The 18,307-nt window shown below is 41.1% G+C and carries 18 protein-coding genes, 1 tRNA gene and 1 pseudogene; 13 read left to right on the top strand and 7 right to left on the bottom strand.

What is annotated here, in order from left to right; translation table 11 throughout:
- Positions 1-7: 7 nt before the first annotated feature.
- Both BUE31_RS14395 and BUE31_RS14400 read right to left on the bottom strand, forming a co-directional pair.
- Positions 8-466, bottom strand: coding sequence for a GNAT family N-acetyltransferase (locus BUE31_RS14395; protein ID WP_073404515.1), 459 nt, complete (start codon positions 464-466; stop codon positions 8-10).
- Positions 463-1,098 (bottom strand): FMN-dependent NADH-azoreductase, encoded by a 636-nt coding sequence (locus BUE31_RS14400; protein WP_073404516.1) that lies wholly within the window; start codon positions 1,096-1,098, stop codon positions 463-465. The genes BUE31_RS14395 and BUE31_RS14400 overlap by 4 nt, the downstream gene beginning before the upstream one ends.
- A gap of 126 nt (positions 1,099-1,224) precedes the next feature.
- Between BUE31_RS14400 and BUE31_RS14405 the strand changes: the two genes are divergently transcribed.
- The 3 genes from BUE31_RS14405 (at position 1,225) to hmpA (ending at position 4,485) form a co-directional block, all read left to right on the top strand.
- Entirely contained in the window at positions 1,225-2,643 is a 1,419-nt protein-coding gene (locus BUE31_RS14405; RefSeq protein ID WP_234997828.1) for an aminotransferase-like domain-containing protein, read from the top strand.
- Between the two features lie 139 nt (positions 2,644-2,782).
- Positions 2,783-3,214 carry an RrF2 family transcriptional regulator gene (locus BUE31_RS14410; protein WP_073404518.1) on the top strand — a complete coding sequence of 144 codons (432 nt, stop codon included), beginning with the start codon at positions 2,783-2,785 and terminating at the stop codon, positions 3,212-3,214.
- A 62-nt stretch (positions 3,215-3,276) separates the two neighbouring features.
- Positions 3,277-4,485 carry an NO-inducible flavohemoprotein gene (hmpA, locus tag BUE31_RS14415; RefSeq protein WP_073404519.1) on the top strand — a complete coding sequence of 403 codons (1,209 nt, stop codon included), beginning with the start codon at positions 3,277-3,279 and terminating at the stop codon, positions 4,483-4,485.
- Positions 4,486-4,616: 131 nt separating this feature from the next.
- On the opposite strand, the pseudogene BUE31_RS31450 reads toward hmpA, so the two are convergent.
- Positions 4,617-5,092, bottom strand: a pseudogene (locus tag BUE31_RS31450) (acyl-ACP desaturase).
- A 453-nt stretch (positions 5,093-5,545) separates the two neighbouring features.
- On the opposite strand from BUE31_RS31450, the gene BUE31_RS14430 reads away from it, so the two are divergent.
- The 4 genes from BUE31_RS14430 to BUE31_RS14445 all read left to right on the top strand — a co-directional run bounded on the left by BUE31_RS14430 (position 5,546) and on the right by BUE31_RS14445 (position 8,937).
- Positions 5,546-7,033, top strand: a complete 1,488-nt coding sequence (locus tag BUE31_RS14430) for a MocR-like pyridoxine biosynthesis transcription factor PdxR (protein WP_159440688.1) — start codon at positions 5,546-5,548, stop codon at positions 7,031-7,033.
- 119 nt (positions 7,034-7,152) lie between these two features.
- Positions 7,153-7,575: a cupin domain-containing protein gene (locus tag BUE31_RS14435; RefSeq protein WP_083619927.1), complete on the top strand. Its 423-nt coding sequence runs from the start codon at positions 7,153-7,155 to the stop codon at positions 7,573-7,575.
- 321 nt (positions 7,576-7,896) lie between these two features.
- The gene (locus BUE31_RS14440; protein WP_073404521.1) at positions 7,897-8,304 is read left to right on the top strand and encodes a nuclear transport factor 2 family protein; all 408 of its coding nucleotides are present in this window, start codon (positions 7,897-7,899) and stop codon (positions 8,302-8,304) included.
- Between the two features lie 60 nt (positions 8,305-8,364).
- Positions 8,365-8,937 carry a YceI family protein gene (locus BUE31_RS14445; RefSeq protein WP_073404522.1) on the top strand — a complete coding sequence of 191 codons (573 nt, stop codon included), beginning with the start codon at positions 8,365-8,367 and terminating at the stop codon, positions 8,935-8,937.
- Between the two features lie 448 nt (positions 8,938-9,385).
- On the opposite strand, the gene BUE31_RS14450 is transcribed toward BUE31_RS14445, so the two are convergent.
- Both BUE31_RS14450 and BUE31_RS14455 read right to left on the bottom strand, forming a co-directional pair.
- Positions 9,386-10,774 carry a hypothetical protein gene (locus BUE31_RS14450; RefSeq protein ID WP_073404523.1) on the bottom strand — a complete coding sequence of 463 codons (1,389 nt, stop codon included), beginning with the start codon at positions 10,772-10,774 and terminating at the stop codon, positions 9,386-9,388.
- 24 nt (positions 10,775-10,798) lie between these two features.
- Positions 10,799-11,308: a hypothetical protein gene (locus BUE31_RS14455; protein WP_073404524.1), complete on the bottom strand. Its 510-nt coding sequence runs from the start codon at positions 11,306-11,308 to the stop codon at positions 10,799-10,801.
- Between the two features lie 7 nt (positions 11,309-11,315).
- On the opposite strand from BUE31_RS14455, the gene BUE31_RS31455 reads away from it, so the two are divergent.
- The 5 genes from BUE31_RS31455 to BUE31_RS14480 all read left to right on the top strand — a co-directional run bounded on the left by BUE31_RS31455 (position 11,316) and on the right by BUE31_RS14480 (position 14,280).
- Complete coding sequence (locus BUE31_RS31455; protein WP_073404525.1) at positions 11,316-11,636, top strand: hypothetical protein; 321 nt, start codon at positions 11,316-11,318, stop codon at positions 11,634-11,636.
- 83 nt (positions 11,637-11,719) lie between these two features.
- Positions 11,720-12,199, top strand: coding sequence for a hypothetical protein (locus BUE31_RS14465; RefSeq protein ID WP_073404526.1), 480 nt, complete (start codon positions 11,720-11,722; stop codon positions 12,197-12,199).
- Between the two features lie 50 nt (positions 12,200-12,249).
- Positions 12,250-12,894 carry a hypothetical protein gene (locus BUE31_RS14470; protein WP_073404527.1) on the top strand — a complete coding sequence of 215 codons (645 nt, stop codon included), beginning with the start codon at positions 12,250-12,252 and terminating at the stop codon, positions 12,892-12,894.
- Complete coding sequence (locus tag BUE31_RS14475) at positions 12,873-13,664, top strand: sensor histidine kinase (protein ID WP_073404528.1); 792 nt, start codon at positions 12,873-12,875, stop codon at positions 13,662-13,664. The genes BUE31_RS14470 and BUE31_RS14475 overlap by 22 nt, the downstream gene beginning before the upstream one ends.
- The gene (locus BUE31_RS14480; protein ID WP_073404529.1) at positions 13,657-14,280 is read left to right on the top strand and encodes a response regulator transcription factor; all 624 of its coding nucleotides are present in this window, start codon (positions 13,657-13,659) and stop codon (positions 14,278-14,280) included. The genes BUE31_RS14475 and BUE31_RS14480 overlap by 8 nt, the downstream gene beginning before the upstream one ends.
- 76 nt (positions 14,281-14,356) lie before the next feature.
- On the opposite strand, the gene BUE31_RS14485 is transcribed toward BUE31_RS14480, so the two are convergent.
- Together BUE31_RS14485 and BUE31_RS14490 are read right to left on the bottom strand one after the other, a co-directional pair.
- Positions 14,357-15,628, bottom strand: coding sequence for a phage integrase SAM-like domain-containing protein (locus BUE31_RS14485; protein ID WP_234997831.1), 1,272 nt, complete (start codon positions 15,626-15,628; stop codon positions 14,357-14,359).
- Positions 15,629-15,801: 173 nt separating this feature from the next.
- Positions 15,802-15,875: transfer RNA gene (locus BUE31_RS14490), tRNA-His, on the bottom strand.
- Between the two features lie 261 nt (positions 15,876-16,136).
- Here BUE31_RS14490 and BUE31_RS14495 point away from each other — a divergent pair.
- Positions 16,137-18,230: a heavy metal translocating P-type ATPase gene (locus BUE31_RS14495; RefSeq protein ID WP_073404531.1), complete on the top strand. Its 2,094-nt coding sequence runs from the start codon at positions 16,137-16,139 to the stop codon at positions 18,228-18,230.
- The last annotated feature ends 77 nt before the right edge of the window (positions 18,231-18,307 follow it).

Genomic DNA, 18,307 nt, shown 5'->3' on the forward strand with positions numbered 1-18,307 from the left:
TTTATAATTATTTATTAAGATTATTTTGTTCTGGTTCAATTGATTTGGCAAAGTGATGGCAGGGAAGTACATATCCCTTATTTAAATATAGCCTGTGTGCGGGGTGAAGCGGGTATCCGCTATCAAGATGAACAGATTTTATTCCTTCCTTTGCTGCAAGGAAATGTACATGATCCAGGAGAGTGCCGGCTAACCCTTTACCACGGTACTCGGCTAAAGTAAAAAGGTCATCGATGTAAATCATTCTGCCGGTCCTGTACATTTCATAAATCCGAAATCCTAAAATTGCTGATGCCTGCTTTTTACTTTCATCGGAGATGTAAATTAGTCTGAAACCATCTTCCATCATTCTTAGGCTTTGTTCAACCAGTTCTTCCTCTTTTAACATCGGACGAAACTCCAGCAATGCTTTAGAACAGCAAATTATATCCGCGGCTGTCGTCGCCATTTTTATCTGCTTGTTCATCTGGCCAGGTTAGGAATAAAATTTGTCGCAATATGCCGAATCTCTTCCTTCGCTTTGCTGATTGCCTTTTCGCGGGTCTCAGCTTCTGAAAATTGAACCGGCGATACATTTATAAAGGTGAGATCGGTTATCCCTATGAATCCAAATATTGCCTTTAGATAAGGTCTAAGCTGATCCATATGGTCCATATTATCGTTGTTAAAGTCAACGCCCCGTGTATTGATGACAACTACCTTTTTATTAGTCAATAAGCCTTCGACGCTATTGCCAACCATTTTGAAAGTTCGATTGATGCGAACGATATTATCAATAAAGGCCTTGAAAATTGACGGCACTGAAAAATTATACATGGGCATTCCGATTACAATAGCATCCGCTGCCAGCATCCGGTCCACCAACTTTTCCGACTCCACTAGCTCGGCAACCATTTCAGGTGTGCGTTCGCTTTCTATCGTATAATTTCCTTTGATAAATAAAGCTGATGGGTGCTCAGGCGTATGTTCAGCCAAGTCCAGGTAATCTATCTCCGCCCGTTCATTGACTCCTTTAAGCTCTTCTATAAACAATGCTGACAGTTCTTTGGAGACAGACCGATCTTGGCGGACACTGCTATCGATATGCAATACTTTCATACATTCTATGATTTTTTTTGTAAAATTACGCCGTGTCTGGATTGCCATTCTCATCCAGACTTACGAATCATGCCAGTCCAGACACTTCCTTTTCAGTCATTGATAGTAATAGACAGGACCTCCACCATGCCCGTTTATCAACAGGTAGCAAATGGCTTGATCCGGTTGATAGTAGAAGGAAACCTTCAACCAGGCCACAGTCTCCCTGCTAGCAGAGCGTTTGCTCAACTAATGCACCTCAACCGAACAACCGTTGTAGCGGCCTATGAAGAATTAAGGATTCAGGATTGGATTGCTGTAGTACCAAGAAAAGGTATTTTTATATCCTCTCAACTTCCATTGATCAAACCCAAATCATTCAGCGATGAGATCAGCGTCGTTCAAATGGAAGAATCACAACCTGATTATTTTTTGAAATTAACAACAGCTAATCCTCCTTCTGAAGAAAAATTTTATGAAATAGTCATTAATGACGGCTATCCTGATTCGAGAATTGCCCCTTTATCCCTTTTACTAAGCAAATACAAGTCATTATTTAGCAAAAAGTATCTTGATGGATTGTTATTAAGAGGCACAACCACGGGTTCTGAATACCTAAGAATTGAATTAGCTTCTTTTATGTCCCAAACTCGCGGTATGATCGCAAGTAAGGAAAATATTTTGGTTACTAGGGGAGCACAAATCGCCATCTATCTCGCAGCGAGAATGATTATTAAACCAGGTAGTTTAGTGATTGTCGGTGACTCGAATTATTTTCTTGCGAATGAAGTTTTTACACGTGCGGGAGCCGTTCTTATTAAGGTAAAAGTGGATGAAAATGGTATGGACGTAGATGAGATCGAAAAAATCTGTAAAGAAAAAAAGCCTCACCTGCTCTACATCATACCCCATCACCACCATCCGACAACGGTTACGTTAAGTGCAGAGCGACGCATGAAACTATTGCAGATCATTCAAAAATATCGCCTGCCTGTAATTGAAGACGATTATGACTATGACTTTCATTACGACAACTGTCCAATCTTACCACTGGCCAGTGCCGATCATAAAGGCTATGTTATCTATATCGGATCTATCACAAAAACATTAGCGCCTTCGATCAAGATGGGGTTTATTGTTGCCAATAAATCTTTTATCTGGCAGACGGCTCAGTTTAAAATGATGATGGAAATAAGGGGCGATGTATTAATGGAAGAAGCTCTGGCACATTTATACAATACAGGGGAAATGCAAAGACATATCGCAAGATCGGTCAAATTATATAAAAGCAGGCGAGACCTTTTTTGTGAAGAGATGTCTAATCAGCTCAATGATATGGTAACATTTACCAAGCCACACGGCGGGATGGCCATTTGGACTTCTTTTAATCGAAAGTATTCCCTGGTCGAACTTTCAAGCCAACTTGCCAAACAGGGCATTTATATGAATGATGGTAGCAGGTACGCGGTCGGAGATACCGCCGGCAATTCGCTGAGAATAGGTTTCGCCTCCATGAATGAGAAGGAAATGAAAGCATTTGTGCAAGCATTATACAATTTAAAATAACAGGATAAAGGATAGGTATTCTTACCTAACAAGCATGACAGCATAAAAACACAATTGTATTTTCAGAAATCGATCTAAAAAAAATAAAAGATAAAAAAGTATTTTATTTGAGAAACATTAATACTTTTGTCCTGCCACTATGGGAATATTTTCAAAAACATGTGAATACGCTATGAGAGCTGTTTTTTTTATCGCTCACAAAACAGAGCGGGGAAGGAGAGCTGGTGTTAAGGAAATCGCAGAGGGAATCGGTTCGCCTGAACCCTTTCTTGCCAGAATTCTTCAGGATCTGAGCAGGAAAAATATTATCAAATCGGCGAAAGGACCGACTGGTGGGTTCTATGTCGATGATGATAATCTTAAACTACCATTAGCGGTTATTGTAGAAGCTATAGATGGTAGCAGTATCTATACAGGTTGCGCGATGGGATTACCATTTTGCTCGGAAGAACAGCCATGCCCATTGCATAATCGTTTTAAAGATATCAGAAGTGACATACATGCGCTTTTACAAAACACAACCATAGCCGAGTTTAATGAAGATTTAAATACGACGTTATTAAGAAGATAAAAAAAATTATAAAAATAAAAGATAAAAAGCTATTAATATATTTTATACATAAATTTCTGACTATGATTACTACTGAACAGAAGGCCGTTATTAAGGCCACCGTACCCGTATTAAGAGAGAATGGGGTATTACTTACCAAACATTTTTATAATCGTTTGCTGAATGGACATCCTGAGCTAAAGAATGTATTTAACATGGGAAATCAACAAAATGGAAGGCAGCAGACAGCCCTTGCCATGGCAGTTCTTGCCTATGCTGAACATATTGAAAACCCAGAGGTGTTAATGCCGGTGATAAACGGCATCGGGAATAAACATGTTAGTTTGAATATACAGCCAAATCAATATGCGATTGTTGGGGAAAATCTTTTGGCATCTATCGGCGAAGTATTAGGTGATGCTGCCAGCGAAGAAATTTTAGATGCATGGGCAGCCGCCTATGGACAGTTGGCTGCGTTAATGTCTGGTCATGAGCAAATCTTATATAAAAAACAAATTGAGGCCAATGGCTGGAATGGCTGGAAGTCCTTTATTGTGAATAGAAAAGTAAAGGAATCCACAGAAATAACCTCCTTCTATTTTTATCCGGAGGATGGTGTTGACATACCAGATTTTAAACCAGGACAATACCTAAGTGTTAGATTATTCCTGCCAGAACTCAATCTTTTACAACCACGTCAGTATAGCATATCCAATTCACCGAACGGCAAATATTACCGGATTTCTGTAAAACGGGAAGCAGGTAATCCCGCACACGCTGATGGCATGATCAGTAATAGACTTCATGACCACATTAATGAAGGCGATAAAATTGAACTTTCAGCACCTTCCGGCAATTTCATCTTAAATGATACAACAGAAAGAAACATCGTATTTATTTCAGGTGGCGTAGGCCAGACACCATTGATGAGCATGCTGGAAAGTCTTATTTCTTCCGGAAGCAAGGTACGAAAAACCTGGATTCACGGTTGCAGGGATGCAAATGTTCATGCATTCAGGGAACAGTTAAAAGCTTACGAAAAAACGCATACGCTTTTAGACAGCCATTATTTTTATAATGAAATTGAAAACGGAATACAAGAAGGCATCTATAAAGGCTGGGTGGATCTTGAACGTATAGGTTCTCTAAAAGATCATCATGACGCTGACTTTTACATATGTGGACCCGCTCCATTTATTACTATGCATTATCAAGACCTTGTGAAAAGAGGGGTACCTAAGGAACAGATATACTATGAAGAATTTGGGCCTTTAAATCTGCAACTTAATTAGCCTTATTCAGCCTGCAACCTAAGCTTGCCTTAAGCAGGCCCAGGTTGTAGGCTGAATAATTAATAGATAACTTTGAACCTCCCGCCAATTTTAGCAGTGTCAGACTGGTATATAATCTGCTAATGAATCCATTAAAGTTTAAAAACTTTGTATGTGATTTTTCTGTGTTCTTTTACACGTTTAAACCGTTGCGGTAAACCCATCAGATCATCCCTTGCGATTTCACCCGCATCGTTCAATCCACGAAGTGCAGTTATCTGCCATGATTTTAAAAGAAATTAAGTAAATCAATATAATCATTGCTCGTGTATACGTTCAAACGTTGGGCAACATCTGAAAAATGTGTAAACGCCAATCCCTGTGGCTGTACGAAGCCGCGTAATTAATGAGCAGGCATGACAATTTTCTTTATCATCATATCGGCAAATGCAATTAATGCTTCGTTCGGATCTACTTCGATAATTTTGTCCATAAAAAATTCATATGCTTTTGCGTGACAGTTTTCGTCAGTCGCGATGGTTTCGCAATTTTTTGATAAAACGTTATCTCTATGTTGCTTAGTTATTGTGGCTGTTCTCTTGGTCAATAAATCTATGTGTATTTTCAAGATGATTGGTCACTTTTGACCAGCCCAACTGAAGAGCAACTTCATTGCATTTTACAGCAAATCCATTGCTAATACCAGTAAATAGACGACCAAATTGTATATAATAAAAACATTGTCAGTCAATCCATGCAATTCTGCTTCTTCTATAAGTGTATTTTCCCTTTTAACTTAGAAATTGAATAAACTCGGTTAAAGTCTACGAGAGCCGAGTAATCTAAAGTCAGGACAGATCGTACAAGTTTACAAAGTTCTCCCATCCTCCATAAAAAATCTACCTGTCTTTATTGTTACTTCTTAAAAGCACACTATGCGCGAGCGATTGCAATTTCTTAGAACGATAGGAATACCGAATTGCGGTTCTATTTTTTTTTGATAAATAATTAAACTGGCTCAGAATTATTCCTGTATTTTTGTTATTTACAGGACCAGTTTACTAAAATAACTATGCCAGTAATGAAAAAAAACGTAATGATTCCATTCCAGACGTTGCTGGTGATAGATAAAAAGAGCAGGGTTCCTGCATACCAGCAACTGGCCAATAAACTAATAGCCCTGATCCAGGAAGGCAAGATACTCCCTGGTGGAATTTTGCCGGGTACGCGACATATGGCAACAATGCTTCTGGTCAACCGTAAAACTGTGACCCGCGCTTATGAGGAACTTATTGCACAGGACTGGATCGAGACCTTGCCGCAAAAAGGGTACAGGATCATACCTGAACTACCGGTGATCAAACCACGGTCCTTTCAGCCTAAAAATAACTTTACTGCACCGGACATTCAGGAGCCGGGAAGAATGAAGCCCCCTAAGGCATATTTTGACCTGGACGAAAGTAAATTGAAAAGTTCGGATATCGTTGTCAATGATGGCTATCCTGATATTAATCATTTACCCTATAACGAACTGTTGAAACAGTACCGGAAACAATTCAACAAAAAAAACCTGAAACGGCAAATGACCCTGAGGGATGACGGGGGAATCCAGGCGCTCAAACAGGCCACCTCCAATTTCCTGAATGAAACGCGTGGAATCAATATTTCAGAAAATGAAGTGGTCATTACACGAGGCGCACAGATGGCCATTTATATTGCTGCCTGCTTACTGCTCGCTCCGGGGGATAAGGTAGCGGTTAGCTACCCCAATTATTCATTTGCTGATAAAGTGCTTAAAAACGCAGGCGCGAACCTTGTAAACATACCTATCGACGAGGAAGGTATGGATATGGATTACCTGGAAATAAAGCTTATGAGCGGAGATATCAAGTTGTTGTATATTGTTCCCCATCACCACCATCCGACCACTGTGACCATGAGTGCGTCACGCAGGCTCAAATTATTGCAGCTGATCAGGACTTATCAATTCTGGGTGATCGAGGATGACTATGATTATGACTTCCATTTTAAAAACAGCCCTATACTCCCGTTAGCAAGTTCTGACCACGGAGGAAAAATTCTTTACATCGGCTCCTTTACCAAGCAGCTGGCCCCTTCTTTTCGCATAGGCTATATGGTTGGTGCACCTGCAATTATCCGGAAAGCGATTAACCTGCGGATGATGATCGATCTCCGCGGCGATACGTTTATGGAACAAACCATCGCGGATATGATCAATAGCGGCGACCTCAGCAGGCACATCAAGAAAACCAACAAAATATACGCGCACCGTTGCGCCTATATTTGCCAACTTCTACAGGAAAAACTGGGTGATAAAATAAGTTTCAGGCAGCCTTATGGCGGCCTGGCGGTCTGGGTAAAATTCAATGCGCAGAATAATGTCGAGCAGCTTATCAAAAAAGCCGCGGCCTCCGGGCTATATTTTATCAGTAGTATCCATGTCAATGAAGGTGATCCAAACCATAACGGACTCCGATTTGGGTTTGCCTCGTTAACCGAGGATGAAATAGAAAGAGCTGTTGAAATCCTCTCCCGTTTAGTCATCTAAATCTAATAAACTTACTGGCCCCATCTGATAGTTATTTCTGGTCCCCAATAAGGGACCTTTACTGATATAGTTTTGTACCAGCAAATGTGATTAACGCATTGTCAGCAACAAACTATCATATGAAAAAGCTATCAATTTCTCTTTTTGCTCTTTGCGCCCTCCTTACGACGAGCGTAAAGGCACAGGTTTCTGCCGAAGCCTCTCCGGTGAAGATACCACCGCAGGTCATTTTGAAACAACTTATCCAGTTGTCGGGTATCAAAGAACAGGAAGTAACAATGGCCATCATTACTTATTCCCCTGGTGAAACATCCTCAGCGCACAGGCACCCAATTCCAACGTTCGGCTATGTTCTGGAGGGTAAAATAGAATCCACCTTTGAAGGTAAAGTTTATCATTATAAAACAGGTGACGCCTTCTTTGAGGAACCAAATGGTCTCCACTCTGGAACAAGGAACATTAGCAAAGATAAACCTGCAAAACTACTCGCGTTTTTTGTCGGGGATAAAAATAAACCAATCATCGTACCGGAAAAAAAATAATTGCTAGTGCGAAATCCGGTAAAACGAGCATTAGGTATTTATCATTAAAACAGGAACCCATGTATGCGACCATTTTTATCATTACAAAATCAATATCCTTTTCTTGCGTGGCAGTGATCATTTATATGGCTATGGCCGCCGGAGAATTGGATGATTACGATGAAATCATTTACTAATTCATCTCATTAGATACAAGTTAAAGGACTAACTGGGTTAGCATTCGTCCCATAAATTATAAAACGAATGATTAATTAAGAAAAGTAACAAATCATGAAACACTTAAAAAAAATCATAGTCATGGCACTATTAAGTTCAACAAGTATGACATTCGCACAGAGTGTTAAGGAAAAAAAAGCGATCGAAGCTCAAGTAAGGAAGCTTGATCAGGCACAGGCGGAGGCAAACTTCAAAGGTGATACGGCTGCTATCAATAGTTTCTGGCCGGACGATTTTATCATTAACAATCAATTTAACCAGGTAGATGGCGGAGAACGTATCCGGAAAGGTATCGTAACGTATTCCTCTTTCGTCCGGAATATCGAAGTGGTTCGGGTACATGGAAATACCGTTATTGTGATGGGTAACGAAACGGTTGTACCTAAAGGCACCTCCCCGGATGCAGGTAAAACCTGGCACCGCCGTTATACCGATGTATGGATGAATATCGAAGGCAAGTGGTGGATGGTCGCCCGTCATGCCCATACCGTACAACCACCGGCTAATGGTTAATAAATGCCGGTATAATCAAACACAGATCAACAAATATTAAATCAACAAAACTCTTACATAATGAAAAAAATACTGATGCTCGCGGCAGCAATTATCATTCAAACCGCCGCTTTTTCCCAGACCTGGAAGGCTGACAAATTGCATTCCCACATCACTTTTACCATCACCCACCTTACCATATCCGATGTTGACGGTTCATTTACCGAATTCGACGCAACAATTACAGCTACGAAACCGGATTTCAGTGATGCGAAATTTGATTTTAACGCTTATACCAACTCAGTTAATACGAATAACGATTACCGCGATAAAGACCTGAAGTCAGAACATTTTTTTGAGGCCGAAAAGTACCCCGCAGTCGTTTTCACCAGCACCGGGATAAAATCAACCAGTAAAAACCACTATCAGGTAACCGGAAATATGGCGCTGCACGGTGTTGTTAAGCCTGTCGTGTTCGACCTGGTTTACCGTGGCACCGTGGTTAATCCCAAAAATAAAAAGACCACCTCGGGATTCATTGCTACAGGAGTCATCAAGCGGTCATATTTTGCCTTCGCGAGCGGGTATCCGTCCGCGGTACTCAGTGATGAAGTTACCTTTAAAGCCTCCGGTGAATTCACGAAGGCTGATTAGTACCAAATACTTAATCTCTTCTTTTTAACAGATCATTATCATTAATGGATATATACTTCAACACTTCTCCGGCTATGTTATTCCATAGAACGACCTGATCCGAGCGATTTGAATAATGACCAATCTAAATAATCATGGGCTCCATGTTCATTACAGGTTACTTTTTACCATGATATGGCTTGCGGATTACCATGATCATTAAAGGATTAAGTGTTTATACAAAAGAAAACGGGCTGGGGCCCGTTTTCTTTTGTATTTCGATTTTACCAATAATAAAGGTCAAGCACACAATTTCCATCTCCAACCTCCACGACGCGTTCAATAAACTGAGGGCAATATCTTCTGGTTTTTCTATCTACCAAAATTATTTCCTGTCCAGGATGGAAACCTTCATCCATTTTACCGCTAAGGGTAACCGCTTCAAGCGCCTCCTTTTCATATTATCTACTTACTTATCGAGATTATAGGTAAAATCTAAAAGCCCTAACAGGTTATTCTTCTTAGGGTCGTATTTTAAATTTAATTTAACCCATGGTGTCTGAGGTAACCGGACCCGGAAGTAAGCATCAAAATAAAACTTACTTTTATCGGCATTGGCTATATACCCGGAAGTAGCTCTGTCTTCTTCCAAAGCAATATTCAATTCCGCCAGTGACATTTTGCTGGCGTATACCAGCACTTGGTTGTAACCAGCCTGAAAGGCGATGATATTTCTATCAAGATTACGTACTACACCCTTAGGATCGCTACTGGTTAAAGTATCTGTTAGGGATGCTTTCAATTGCCCGATTTTTTGAATGTCGGTACCGCCAAAACTCTGGATGTAGGTAAGTCCGCCGGTATGGCTATCGAGTACTTTGCCGGTGCCTCCGGTATATAAATAGCCAAAGGTCAGCAATGGCCTCCGAGAAACTTTTTGGATAAGTAAGCGATATTTCTTTTCGATAGCCTGATGAACGTCCGCAAGGGTATTTGCGCCAAGTGCATTATGAAGTACCTTGTTGTTTTTAACGCCGTCGTCCAGGAATTTATTCAAGTCTGTTACTTGCTGATCCGTGATAAAACTGGTAAAAGGACGATTCCCAGGCTGTGAACTCCCGTGGAAATTTATAAGCGTAGAAAGCGCTTCCTCGGTAAGAAAAGGTACATCATAAGCTATCGCATCCGTAACAGCAGCTGGCAGGTTAGGGCCGTTTGCGCCATGTGCATTGATCGCATCATTGAGTGCTTTCTGTATGTCACTGACATATCCACCATCAGATGGCAAACCTTGCAATAATCCTGGTTTAGCCGTATTAATTTTATCTTTCAGGTCAGTAACAGGTTGCCCGGCTTGGAATAAGTCACTTGCAAGTTTGGTTAAGCTTTCTGCTAGGCCAACATTTATTGCCGACTCAAATTTGTGGATCGCCGCCTGGGTGATTTTACCTTCTTCCGGCTGGTAGGCGACATAGGCTTCAGAATAATTAGCTAAAGTCGTATCACGGCGGTTTAGCACATTGTAATTAAAGCCACCCTGCCAGGAGTTAACACCACCAAACCCCACAAATTCACCTTTTCGCTGCCAGGTAGAATTCAGGTAGTTCTTACTTGCATATCTGTCAGATTGCATATTTAGTGCGAACCAATTGAGCTTGACCTGCACACCGCTATTTGTGCTGGTAATGCTCTTCGCGGCGAGCTGAAAATAATTGGCAAGTACGTCTTCAGTGGCGCCGGTTTTGGTCTTATTGGCATCGCTTTCTGCTGCCTGGGTAGTTCCGGCAACAGTTTGGGCAGATGCTATACCTGAGATTAACAGGAAGCAACAAATAAGGAGATTAATTTTTTGTTTCATCGGAGTACAAGGTTAAGTGCGTGGTTAAACTGACATGGTTTGGTTATCGACATTAATGATACCCGGGCCATACTTCAAAGGTGAATTGCTATTCCTGACCCCATCGATCGTTAAGGTTGCGCCGCCCTCTGGCCCTGGCGACGCTGCACCGGATACGGTAAAATCAACTTTTCCAACAGGAAGGTCTACGTCCTGATAGCCGTCTGCATTAAAGTTGATTTGGGGACCGTTAGTAATGGTGACGGATAAAGTTCCAGGTGCTTCAGTAAAGGCTGCCGTAAAACGAACGGATTTCATCGGGACAGAGGCTTTATGTATGGTGTCAGTTTTTATTTTATCTACACCAAGAGGTAGCGCTTTTTGAGCGTCGTTAAGAAATTTTGCCTGGAAAGCTTTTTGAGCGCTTAAGTCCTTCAGCCCACTTAGGTAACCCAACACGTTCGTCCAGAATGCGGAACCGCCACTGGCGAGCAAACCGATCAACCATTCAGGATACTTAGCAAGGTGGAGTGCATCAACCGTGCTTTTATCCATATTACTTATGACTAAATATGCCGTTAGCCAGCAACATAAAAAGGCGATAACCATAAGCAACACTTTTTTGAAGATTGGCGTCGCCGTATCAGCCGGAGGGTTCCCGGCAGTGGCGGGAGGCGCGGCCAGGTTTGGAAAAATGGTTTTAACGAGCGTAACCAATCGGTCGCCTGCAATGCTGATCCCCAGGATCAACGAAACTAATTTGGAAATGTCTGCTATCATGATTTCAATTTTTTTATCAAAGTTGAGGGTAGGCGAAGAAGTATTCAATACCAAACAAGGGGTATACACTACTTCGGAAAGCGGTATTTGGAATACCTCTTAAAATAAAGCTAATACCACCTGAAGGGTATAGAAAGCACCAATTAATCACCTGATATTTGAGGAAACCAAATAAAAAACAAGACAATGAAAAAGAAAACTATTACACTGAAGAGAGCAAACTTTACGACAAAGAATGATATCTGCACCCTGGCTACAACTGATATGGCCGACATCGGTACATTTTTTAGTCAACCAGACGCAAAGCAGCGTTTGGACGACTACTTTAATGTTACCGGCTATTCACGTACTGACCCGAAACTAATATACGGGCAGTTGTTTGGCTTAAATTGCTTCAAAACATTTATGGACAAAATTGACGCTTATAATACTGGCCTGGCTGCGGCAGACCAGATTACTGGCGTAAGGATCTATGAAGCTATGTGTGTTAGGCCATCTCTGCCGCCACCAGATGATACGAGACTTTTAGCAGACGTTCTTATCATACCTGTTTTAGCCAACGGACAAGATGTTCCTACCATACATGATGCGATAGATCCCATGTTGGTTTTGAGCGACGGCATGCCTTGTCCAAACGAATGCAAGACAGGATTTTATCTTAAATAATTTTCCGGATAGGGTTGTGAGTTATCTGTCTACTATGGTTACATTTAGTGATGGATTTATTCACAACCATTACTTTTATTGTTTCCGAAACTTCAGACCTGTCTGAAACGGTGCCAATGACTGCATGGCTGATCTTCACAAGGAAGAAAGAACATTATAGAATTCTGGGGGTATTTTTAGTAACGTCCGCGATATTAAAGTTAGCCTCAGTAATTACCGCTAAAATGGGCCACAATAACATGCTGCTTTATCATTTTATAGGCATAAATGAAATTATAATCGTCTATTGTTTTTACAGTCGATTAATTTTTAAAAGAGTTTACGTATGGGGAGCATTGCTTTTGCTCGCATCGAATGTTTATTGTTTGACCCGCCTTAAACATTTATTAGATTTCAATTCGTATGCCTGGGCGCTTAATATGGGGTTTATTATGATCATGGGTATTACTTATTTGTTTCGTTTGTATAACAATGAAAATGACCGTTCTCCTTTGGAGCAAAGACCGGATTTTATTATCAATGCAGGATGGCTCATCTATGCCGCAGGCTCCCTATTTACCTATCTTCTTGGAACGGAAATACTTTCGGGCAAGGCAGAAGGTTTTTTTCACAATGCCTGGATATTCATGTGCATATCGAATATCTTTAAAAATATATTGATCACTTACGGATTATGGCGGGCGAGGTTGGATTAACACAAGGAAGTTATTTGATCATCGGGACGGCGGTGCTTACCCTGATGATGATGGCCATCATCGGTTTTGCATTGGCCTTTCAGCGTAAACTGGCCCGAAAAGCCGAAGAATTTCGGGAAATCGAAAAACTAGTTCAAAAACAGGAACTGCAATCCGCGTATCTTGTAATCGAAGGACAGGAGCAGGAACGCAAACGCATTGCCGCTGAATTGCATGATAACATCGGCGGCTTATTAGCCACTCTAAAGATCTATAGTGACCTTTCACTGAATAAGGACAAGCAAGAAGATATTGACCGTCTTAACCGCAAGATCAATGAGGTTTCTATCACGCTTGGAGAAGAAGTGCGTAAACTTTCTCATGAGCTTGACCTTCGCACACTAGCTGGCTTCGGGTTAAAAGTGGCTGTTGAACATCTAAGTGAAGCGATCACCGCTTCCGGCAAATTAACGATTACGCCGGTTGTCGATATTCAGAGGCCTGTCCCGGAAACGTGTTCCCTACACCTATATCGCATCATTCAGGAACTGCTGACCAATACATTAAAACATAGTGCCGCCACACTTGCACGGATCGAACTCACCCAAATAGATGAGGATATAACACTTATTTATGAGGATAACGGGCAAGGCTTCGACCTGGAGACCGTAAAAAGAGGAATGGGCCTCCAAAATATACAGACCAGGACCGGGCAGGTCGGTGGCAAGTTAACCTTAGATTCTTCTCCTAACGGAACTACCTGTATTATAGAAATCACAAACCATGGATAAACTATCGATATATATTGCCGATGACCACGCTATCGTCGTGGACGGATTGAAAGAGATATTACGGGCACAGCCTAATTGGCAGATCATCGGAACGGCCGGCAATGGCCAGGAACTCGTTGATTTAATCTCAGTCAGAAGGTCAGATGTGGTGATATTGGATATAAACATGCCTAAAATGAATGGCATACAGTGTACAGAATGGATTAAAAAACATTTCCCGGCCACCAAAGTAATAATTTTAACTATGTTTCCGGAAAAGACTTATGTTGACCAATTGATCAACGCCGGAGCAGATGGCTGTCTCCTGAAAAGCCGGGGCAGTCAGGACCTGATCGATGCAATCGAAAGGGTTACTTCGGGCAGATCTTATTTTGATACCATCAAGGACTTCGCCGAAAAAGACAAATATCCCATGTTCAATCTGAGTGAAAGGGAATTGGAGATTATCCGCTTGATCATCAACGGAAAGACAAGCGCCGATATAGCTGGACAGCTATTTATATCAGAGCATACGGTGAAGACTCACCGCAAAAATATCTTCAGGAAGATTGGTATAAACAGCATCAGCCAGCTGGCAACATTCGCGATCAATAATAATTTGCTTTCACAAATTTGATAAGATTTATGCAAATCTGATGGTGATTAACCCGTTTAGAAGTAGTAGACCATTTAATGCAGTATCAGGGAAATGTTTAACCAGCTTGTTTATTCTTGCTTTTTTTAGTTAACAAGGACACAACCTTAAACTGGACATCATCAATTATACGCCAATCAGGTTTAATATATATATCTGTCGTTCTTGTGTTTTGATCAATGTGATTTAATGCGAAGCCTACATCATCCTTCGAAAACCGACATTCATTGCGGGCTATGCTACCAAACGAATGACGGGCACAATACATAGTCAATGAGGTTATACCTGTGGCCTCACCGATTTCCTTCAACCCTTTATTCAGTGCTTTATTAAAATTACTTGATTCGGCATATCTTTCCCGGAGTCGGTTGATATATTTGAACAATAGCGGAGACGCTTCCGGGATAAGATTTATACTTATAAAAGCACTATCCTTTCTTCGTTTCCTAGTTTTTGATCTATTATAATTAACCCGGTTTTTCACAATTGAGGCTTGGGAAAGGTCATAAATATCCTTAGCGTTCATACCGCACATGTAAAATGACAGGAGAAAGGTTTCCTTTGCTAATTCCTCGCGCGAACCTGGAGTACATTTGAATTCCCGTATTAAAATAATTTGTTTAATACTTAATGCCCTTTTTGCTGTCATCGGAGCATCTATAATTTTATGTCTTTTAAAGGGATAATGCTTAATCCTAATCAATCCTCTGTCTTCGTCGTTAAATCTATTCCTTGCTGCATTAAAAAGCGTTCTCAGGTCACGCATGTGATTATGAAGTCCTGAGTCCGAAAGTCCTTTGCTGACATATTCTACATCATTTCCAAACTGATTTTTACGTTTGAACTTTCTTTCTTTCCGCAAGTACTTTTCATAGCCGGGCAACATCAATGAATTGATTCTATCAATCTCTACCTTTTGACTTCCGAAATAATCACACAGGCTATTGATAACTGTTAATATCGGATGGGCAGTTCCTTTCCTTCCTTGTTCTAACAGCTCGTTTACATATTGCCTCCCAAAGGCTATAATATCAATTACAAAATTTTCTTCGGTTTGTGTAAGCCGGTTTGCCAATTCTTTTACTTCCAAATGGACTAGCAAGCTATCCAGCTCCAGCAACCTCATCCGATATTTCGCGATTTCTGTAGAAATTGCAGAAAGCAAAAACTTGTCTTTTACAGTAAAGTCTTTTTTAAGTTGCTTTTCCCCTGCAAAATAATTCGTGTTAATGTAAGTTATTTTACGATTGTGAGTCAACCTGTACTTAATATTATAAGTACCGTCCTCCTTTTTGTGGTGTTTGAGAACCACTTCCTTGATTGTAGCCATACTGACGAATTCCATTGTAAAACATTTGTAAAACATTTTCGTCAAGTTGGGCAGTTTTTCGAGTTTAACACAACGCATCAGCTTTCAACTGACGAATTTCATTTTTATCGAAAATCTGCCCTGAGGGCATAAAAAAAGCCCTTTTACAGGTGTAAAAGGACTTTTATAAAGGGGGTAAATGATGGGGCTCGAACCCACGACCCTCGGTACCACAAACCGATGCTCTAACCAACTGAGCTACATCTACCGTTTTGGAGAGTGCAAAAATAGGAATCTTAAGCTAATTTGCAAAGTCTTTTTTGTTTTAAGTTGTAAAGGTTGTAGTTGTTGCAGTAAGTTGTAAAGGTTGTAGTTGTTGCAGTAGTCTAAAAGGATCTAAAAAGCATTGATTTTCCAATACTTACAACACTAGAACGCTTACAACCTCTCCATAACCTTTCACAGCCTTTAAAAACTAATATTACAATCAGTTTACCCAAATAGCTGCAAACAAGGGTAGCTTTGTATTATGGCAGAACAATTGATTGAACTTAATGTAACCGGGATGCATTGTAACAATTGCGCCTTGTCCATCCATAAGCTTTTGGAGAAAAAGGGATTAAGCAACATCCTTGTTGATTTTGCCAGCGAAGAGGTAAAGTTTTCCAATAACGACACTACAAGCCTTCCCGGCATTATCAAAGATATTGAAGGCCTGGGTTTTAAAGTGGTGGATGATCCTGCAACACAGATCACCCCTTTTTATGAAAAGGTGGAGAATAAATTCATCTTCTGTGCCATACTTACAGCTCCCCTGCTGCTGCATATGGTTTTGCCCTGGCACTTTTTGCATAACCCAATAGTGCAATTATTACTCTGCCTGCCTGTTTTTTTGGTGGGATGCCTGCATTTTGGCAAAAGCGCCATTAACTCCATCAGAGGCGGCGTGCCCAATATGGATGTGCTGATATTTGTGGGATCAACCGCTGCTTTCATTTACAGTTTGGTGGGGACCCTTCAAAACATGGGCGAACAGTACCAGTTTTACGAAACCTGCGCTACCATTATTACATTGGTATTGCTGGGTAATGTGTTTGAAAAACGATCGGTTACCCAAACAACATCAGCAGTAAAAGATCTTATAAAAATTCAGCAGGTAAACGCAAACCGGGTTATAAACGGCGAAGTAGAAATTATCAGCGCAAAAGATGTTCGCCCGGGTGATACGCTGATAGTGAACCAGGGTGATAAGATCCCTGTTGATGGCGAAGTACTTTCAGGCAGTGCCTCTGTTGATGAAGCTATGCTTACAGGCGAGAGCCTGCCGGTTGAAAAAGAAAAATATGCTACCGTTATTGGCGGCACCATTATACAGCACGGCAATATAACCATGCTGGCTACCAAGGTTGGCTCAAACACAGTGTTGGCCCAGATCATCGAGCTGATGAAAAAAGCTCAGGCAGCCAAACCGCCAGTGCAAAAATTGGGTGATAAAGTAGCTTCCATATTTGTTCCGGCTGTTATTTTAATTTCCGTTATAACCTTTGTGCTTACTTATTTTGCCGGGCATACCAGCATTCAAGCTGCCCTAATGCATGCTATTGCTGTTTTGGTGATCTCGTGCCCCTGCGCAATGGGACTGGCTACGCCTACCGCCGTTATGGTGGGGCTGGGTCGTGCTGCAAAAAACGGCATCCTGATAAAGGGTGGCGATACTATTGAGGCCGTTGCCCATACCAAATATGTTGTATTTGATAAAACCGGGACATTAACCACCGGTAAGTTCCGCATAAATGAAATAAAAGCGGAAGGCGATGCAAGTGTAGAGCAGATAAGGGGCGTCATTATGGCTATTGAAGAACGGTCAAGCCATCCTATCGCAAAATCGTTAGTGAATGAGCTAAAAACTTTACCGCAAGTCAAAGTCATATTAAAAGCTGCGAAGGAAGAAAAAGGGTTGGGCATGCGGGCCGAGGATGTGGAAGGCAATCATTACTTCCTGGGCTCAGGCAAAGCTGCTGATGAAAGTGGTTTTAATATTTCGCTCTACAAAAATCAAAAGCTGCTTGCTCAAATAGCAATTGATGATGAAATTAAACCTGACGCGGCAATGCTTATCGCACAGCTAAAAAAAATGAACATCATCCCGGTATTGTTAAGTGGTGATAAAAATAACCGGTGTTTGAAAGTCGCAAAACTGATAGGTATTGACGATGTGCATTCAGAAAAGCTTCCGGAAGAAAAGCTGACTGTTATTGACATTTACAAACAAAAGGGCAAAACCGTTATGATAGGCGACGGCATTAATGATGCCCCCGCCCTAACCAAGGCTGATGTAGGGGTATCTATGAACGATGCCAGCCAAGTAGCCATCCAATCCGCCCGGGTTATATTGTTGAATACCGACCTGCATTCAGTTGTTAAATTCCTGCAGATCAGCAAGCACACGTTGCTTACTATAAAACAAAATCTTTTCTGGGCATTTGCCTATAACATTATTGCCATCCCTGTTGCTGCATTAGGTTTCCTAAACCCGATGCTTGGCGCATTCACTATGGCTTTCAGTGATGTGGTGGTTATTGGGAATTCATTGAGGCTGAAGAGGAAAAAAGTTGATAGCTAATGGTTCATAGTTCATTGCCAAAAGTTCATGGACCGACCTGATTTATTTTCTATTTTTGGCGTAATGATTAGTTGCTG

This window comes from Mucilaginibacter sp. OK098, from assembly GCF_900142915.1.
GTDB lineage: Bacteria > Bacteroidota > Bacteroidia > Sphingobacteriales > Sphingobacteriaceae > Mucilaginibacter.

Coding starts and splice junctions, on each gene's coding strand:
- BUE31_RS14395 (WP_073404515.1), bottom strand. CDS start 466: ATGAACAAGCAGATAAAAATGGCGACGACAGCCGCGGATATAATTTGC.
- BUE31_RS14400 (WP_073404516.1), bottom strand. CDS start 1,098: ATGAAAGTATTGCATATCGATAGCAGTGTCCGCCAAGATCGGTCTGTC.
- BUE31_RS14405 (WP_234997828.1), top strand. CDS start 1,225: ATGCCCGTTTATCAACAGGTAGCAAATGGCTTGATCCGGTTGATAGTA.
- BUE31_RS14410 (WP_073404518.1), top strand. CDS start 2,783: ATGGGAATATTTTCAAAAACATGTGAATACGCTATGAGAGCTGTTTTT.
- hmpA (WP_073404519.1), top strand. CDS start 3,277: ATGATTACTACTGAACAGAAGGCCGTTATTAAGGCCACCGTACCCGTA.
- BUE31_RS14430 (WP_159440688.1), top strand. CDS start 5,546: ATGAAAAAAAACGTAATGATTCCATTCCAGACGTTGCTGGTGATAGAT.
- BUE31_RS14435 (WP_083619927.1), top strand. CDS start 7,153: ATGAAAAAGCTATCAATTTCTCTTTTTGCTCTTTGCGCCCTCCTTACG.
- BUE31_RS14440 (WP_073404521.1), top strand. CDS start 7,897: ATGACATTCGCACAGAGTGTTAAGGAAAAAAAAGCGATCGAAGCTCAA.
- BUE31_RS14445 (WP_073404522.1), top strand. CDS start 8,365: ATGAAAAAAATACTGATGCTCGCGGCAGCAATTATCATTCAAACCGCC.
- BUE31_RS14450 (WP_073404523.1), bottom strand. CDS start 10,774: ATGAAACAAAAAATTAATCTCCTTATTTGTTGCTTCCTGTTAATCTCA.
- BUE31_RS14455 (WP_073404524.1), bottom strand. CDS start 11,308: ATGGATAAAAGCACGGTTGATGCACTCCACCTTGCTAAGTATCCTGAA.
- BUE31_RS31455 (WP_073404525.1), top strand. CDS start 11,316: ATGACTAAATATGCCGTTAGCCAGCAACATAAAAAGGCGATAACCATA.
- BUE31_RS14465 (WP_073404526.1), top strand. CDS start 11,720: ATGAAAAAGAAAACTATTACACTGAAGAGAGCAAACTTTACGACAAAG.
- BUE31_RS14470 (WP_073404527.1), top strand. CDS start 12,250: ATGGATTTATTCACAACCATTACTTTTATTGTTTCCGAAACTTCAGAC.
- BUE31_RS14475 (WP_073404528.1), top strand. CDS start 12,873: ATGGCGGGCGAGGTTGGATTAACACAAGGAAGTTATTTGATCATCGGG.
- BUE31_RS14480 (WP_073404529.1), top strand. CDS start 13,657: ATGGATAAACTATCGATATATATTGCCGATGACCACGCTATCGTCGTG.
- BUE31_RS14485 (WP_234997831.1), bottom strand. CDS start 15,628: ATGGCTACAATCAAGGAAGTGGTTCTCAAACACCACAAAAAGGAGGAC.
- BUE31_RS14495 (WP_073404531.1), top strand. CDS start 16,137: ATGGCAGAACAATTGATTGAACTTAATGTAACCGGGATGCATTGTAAC.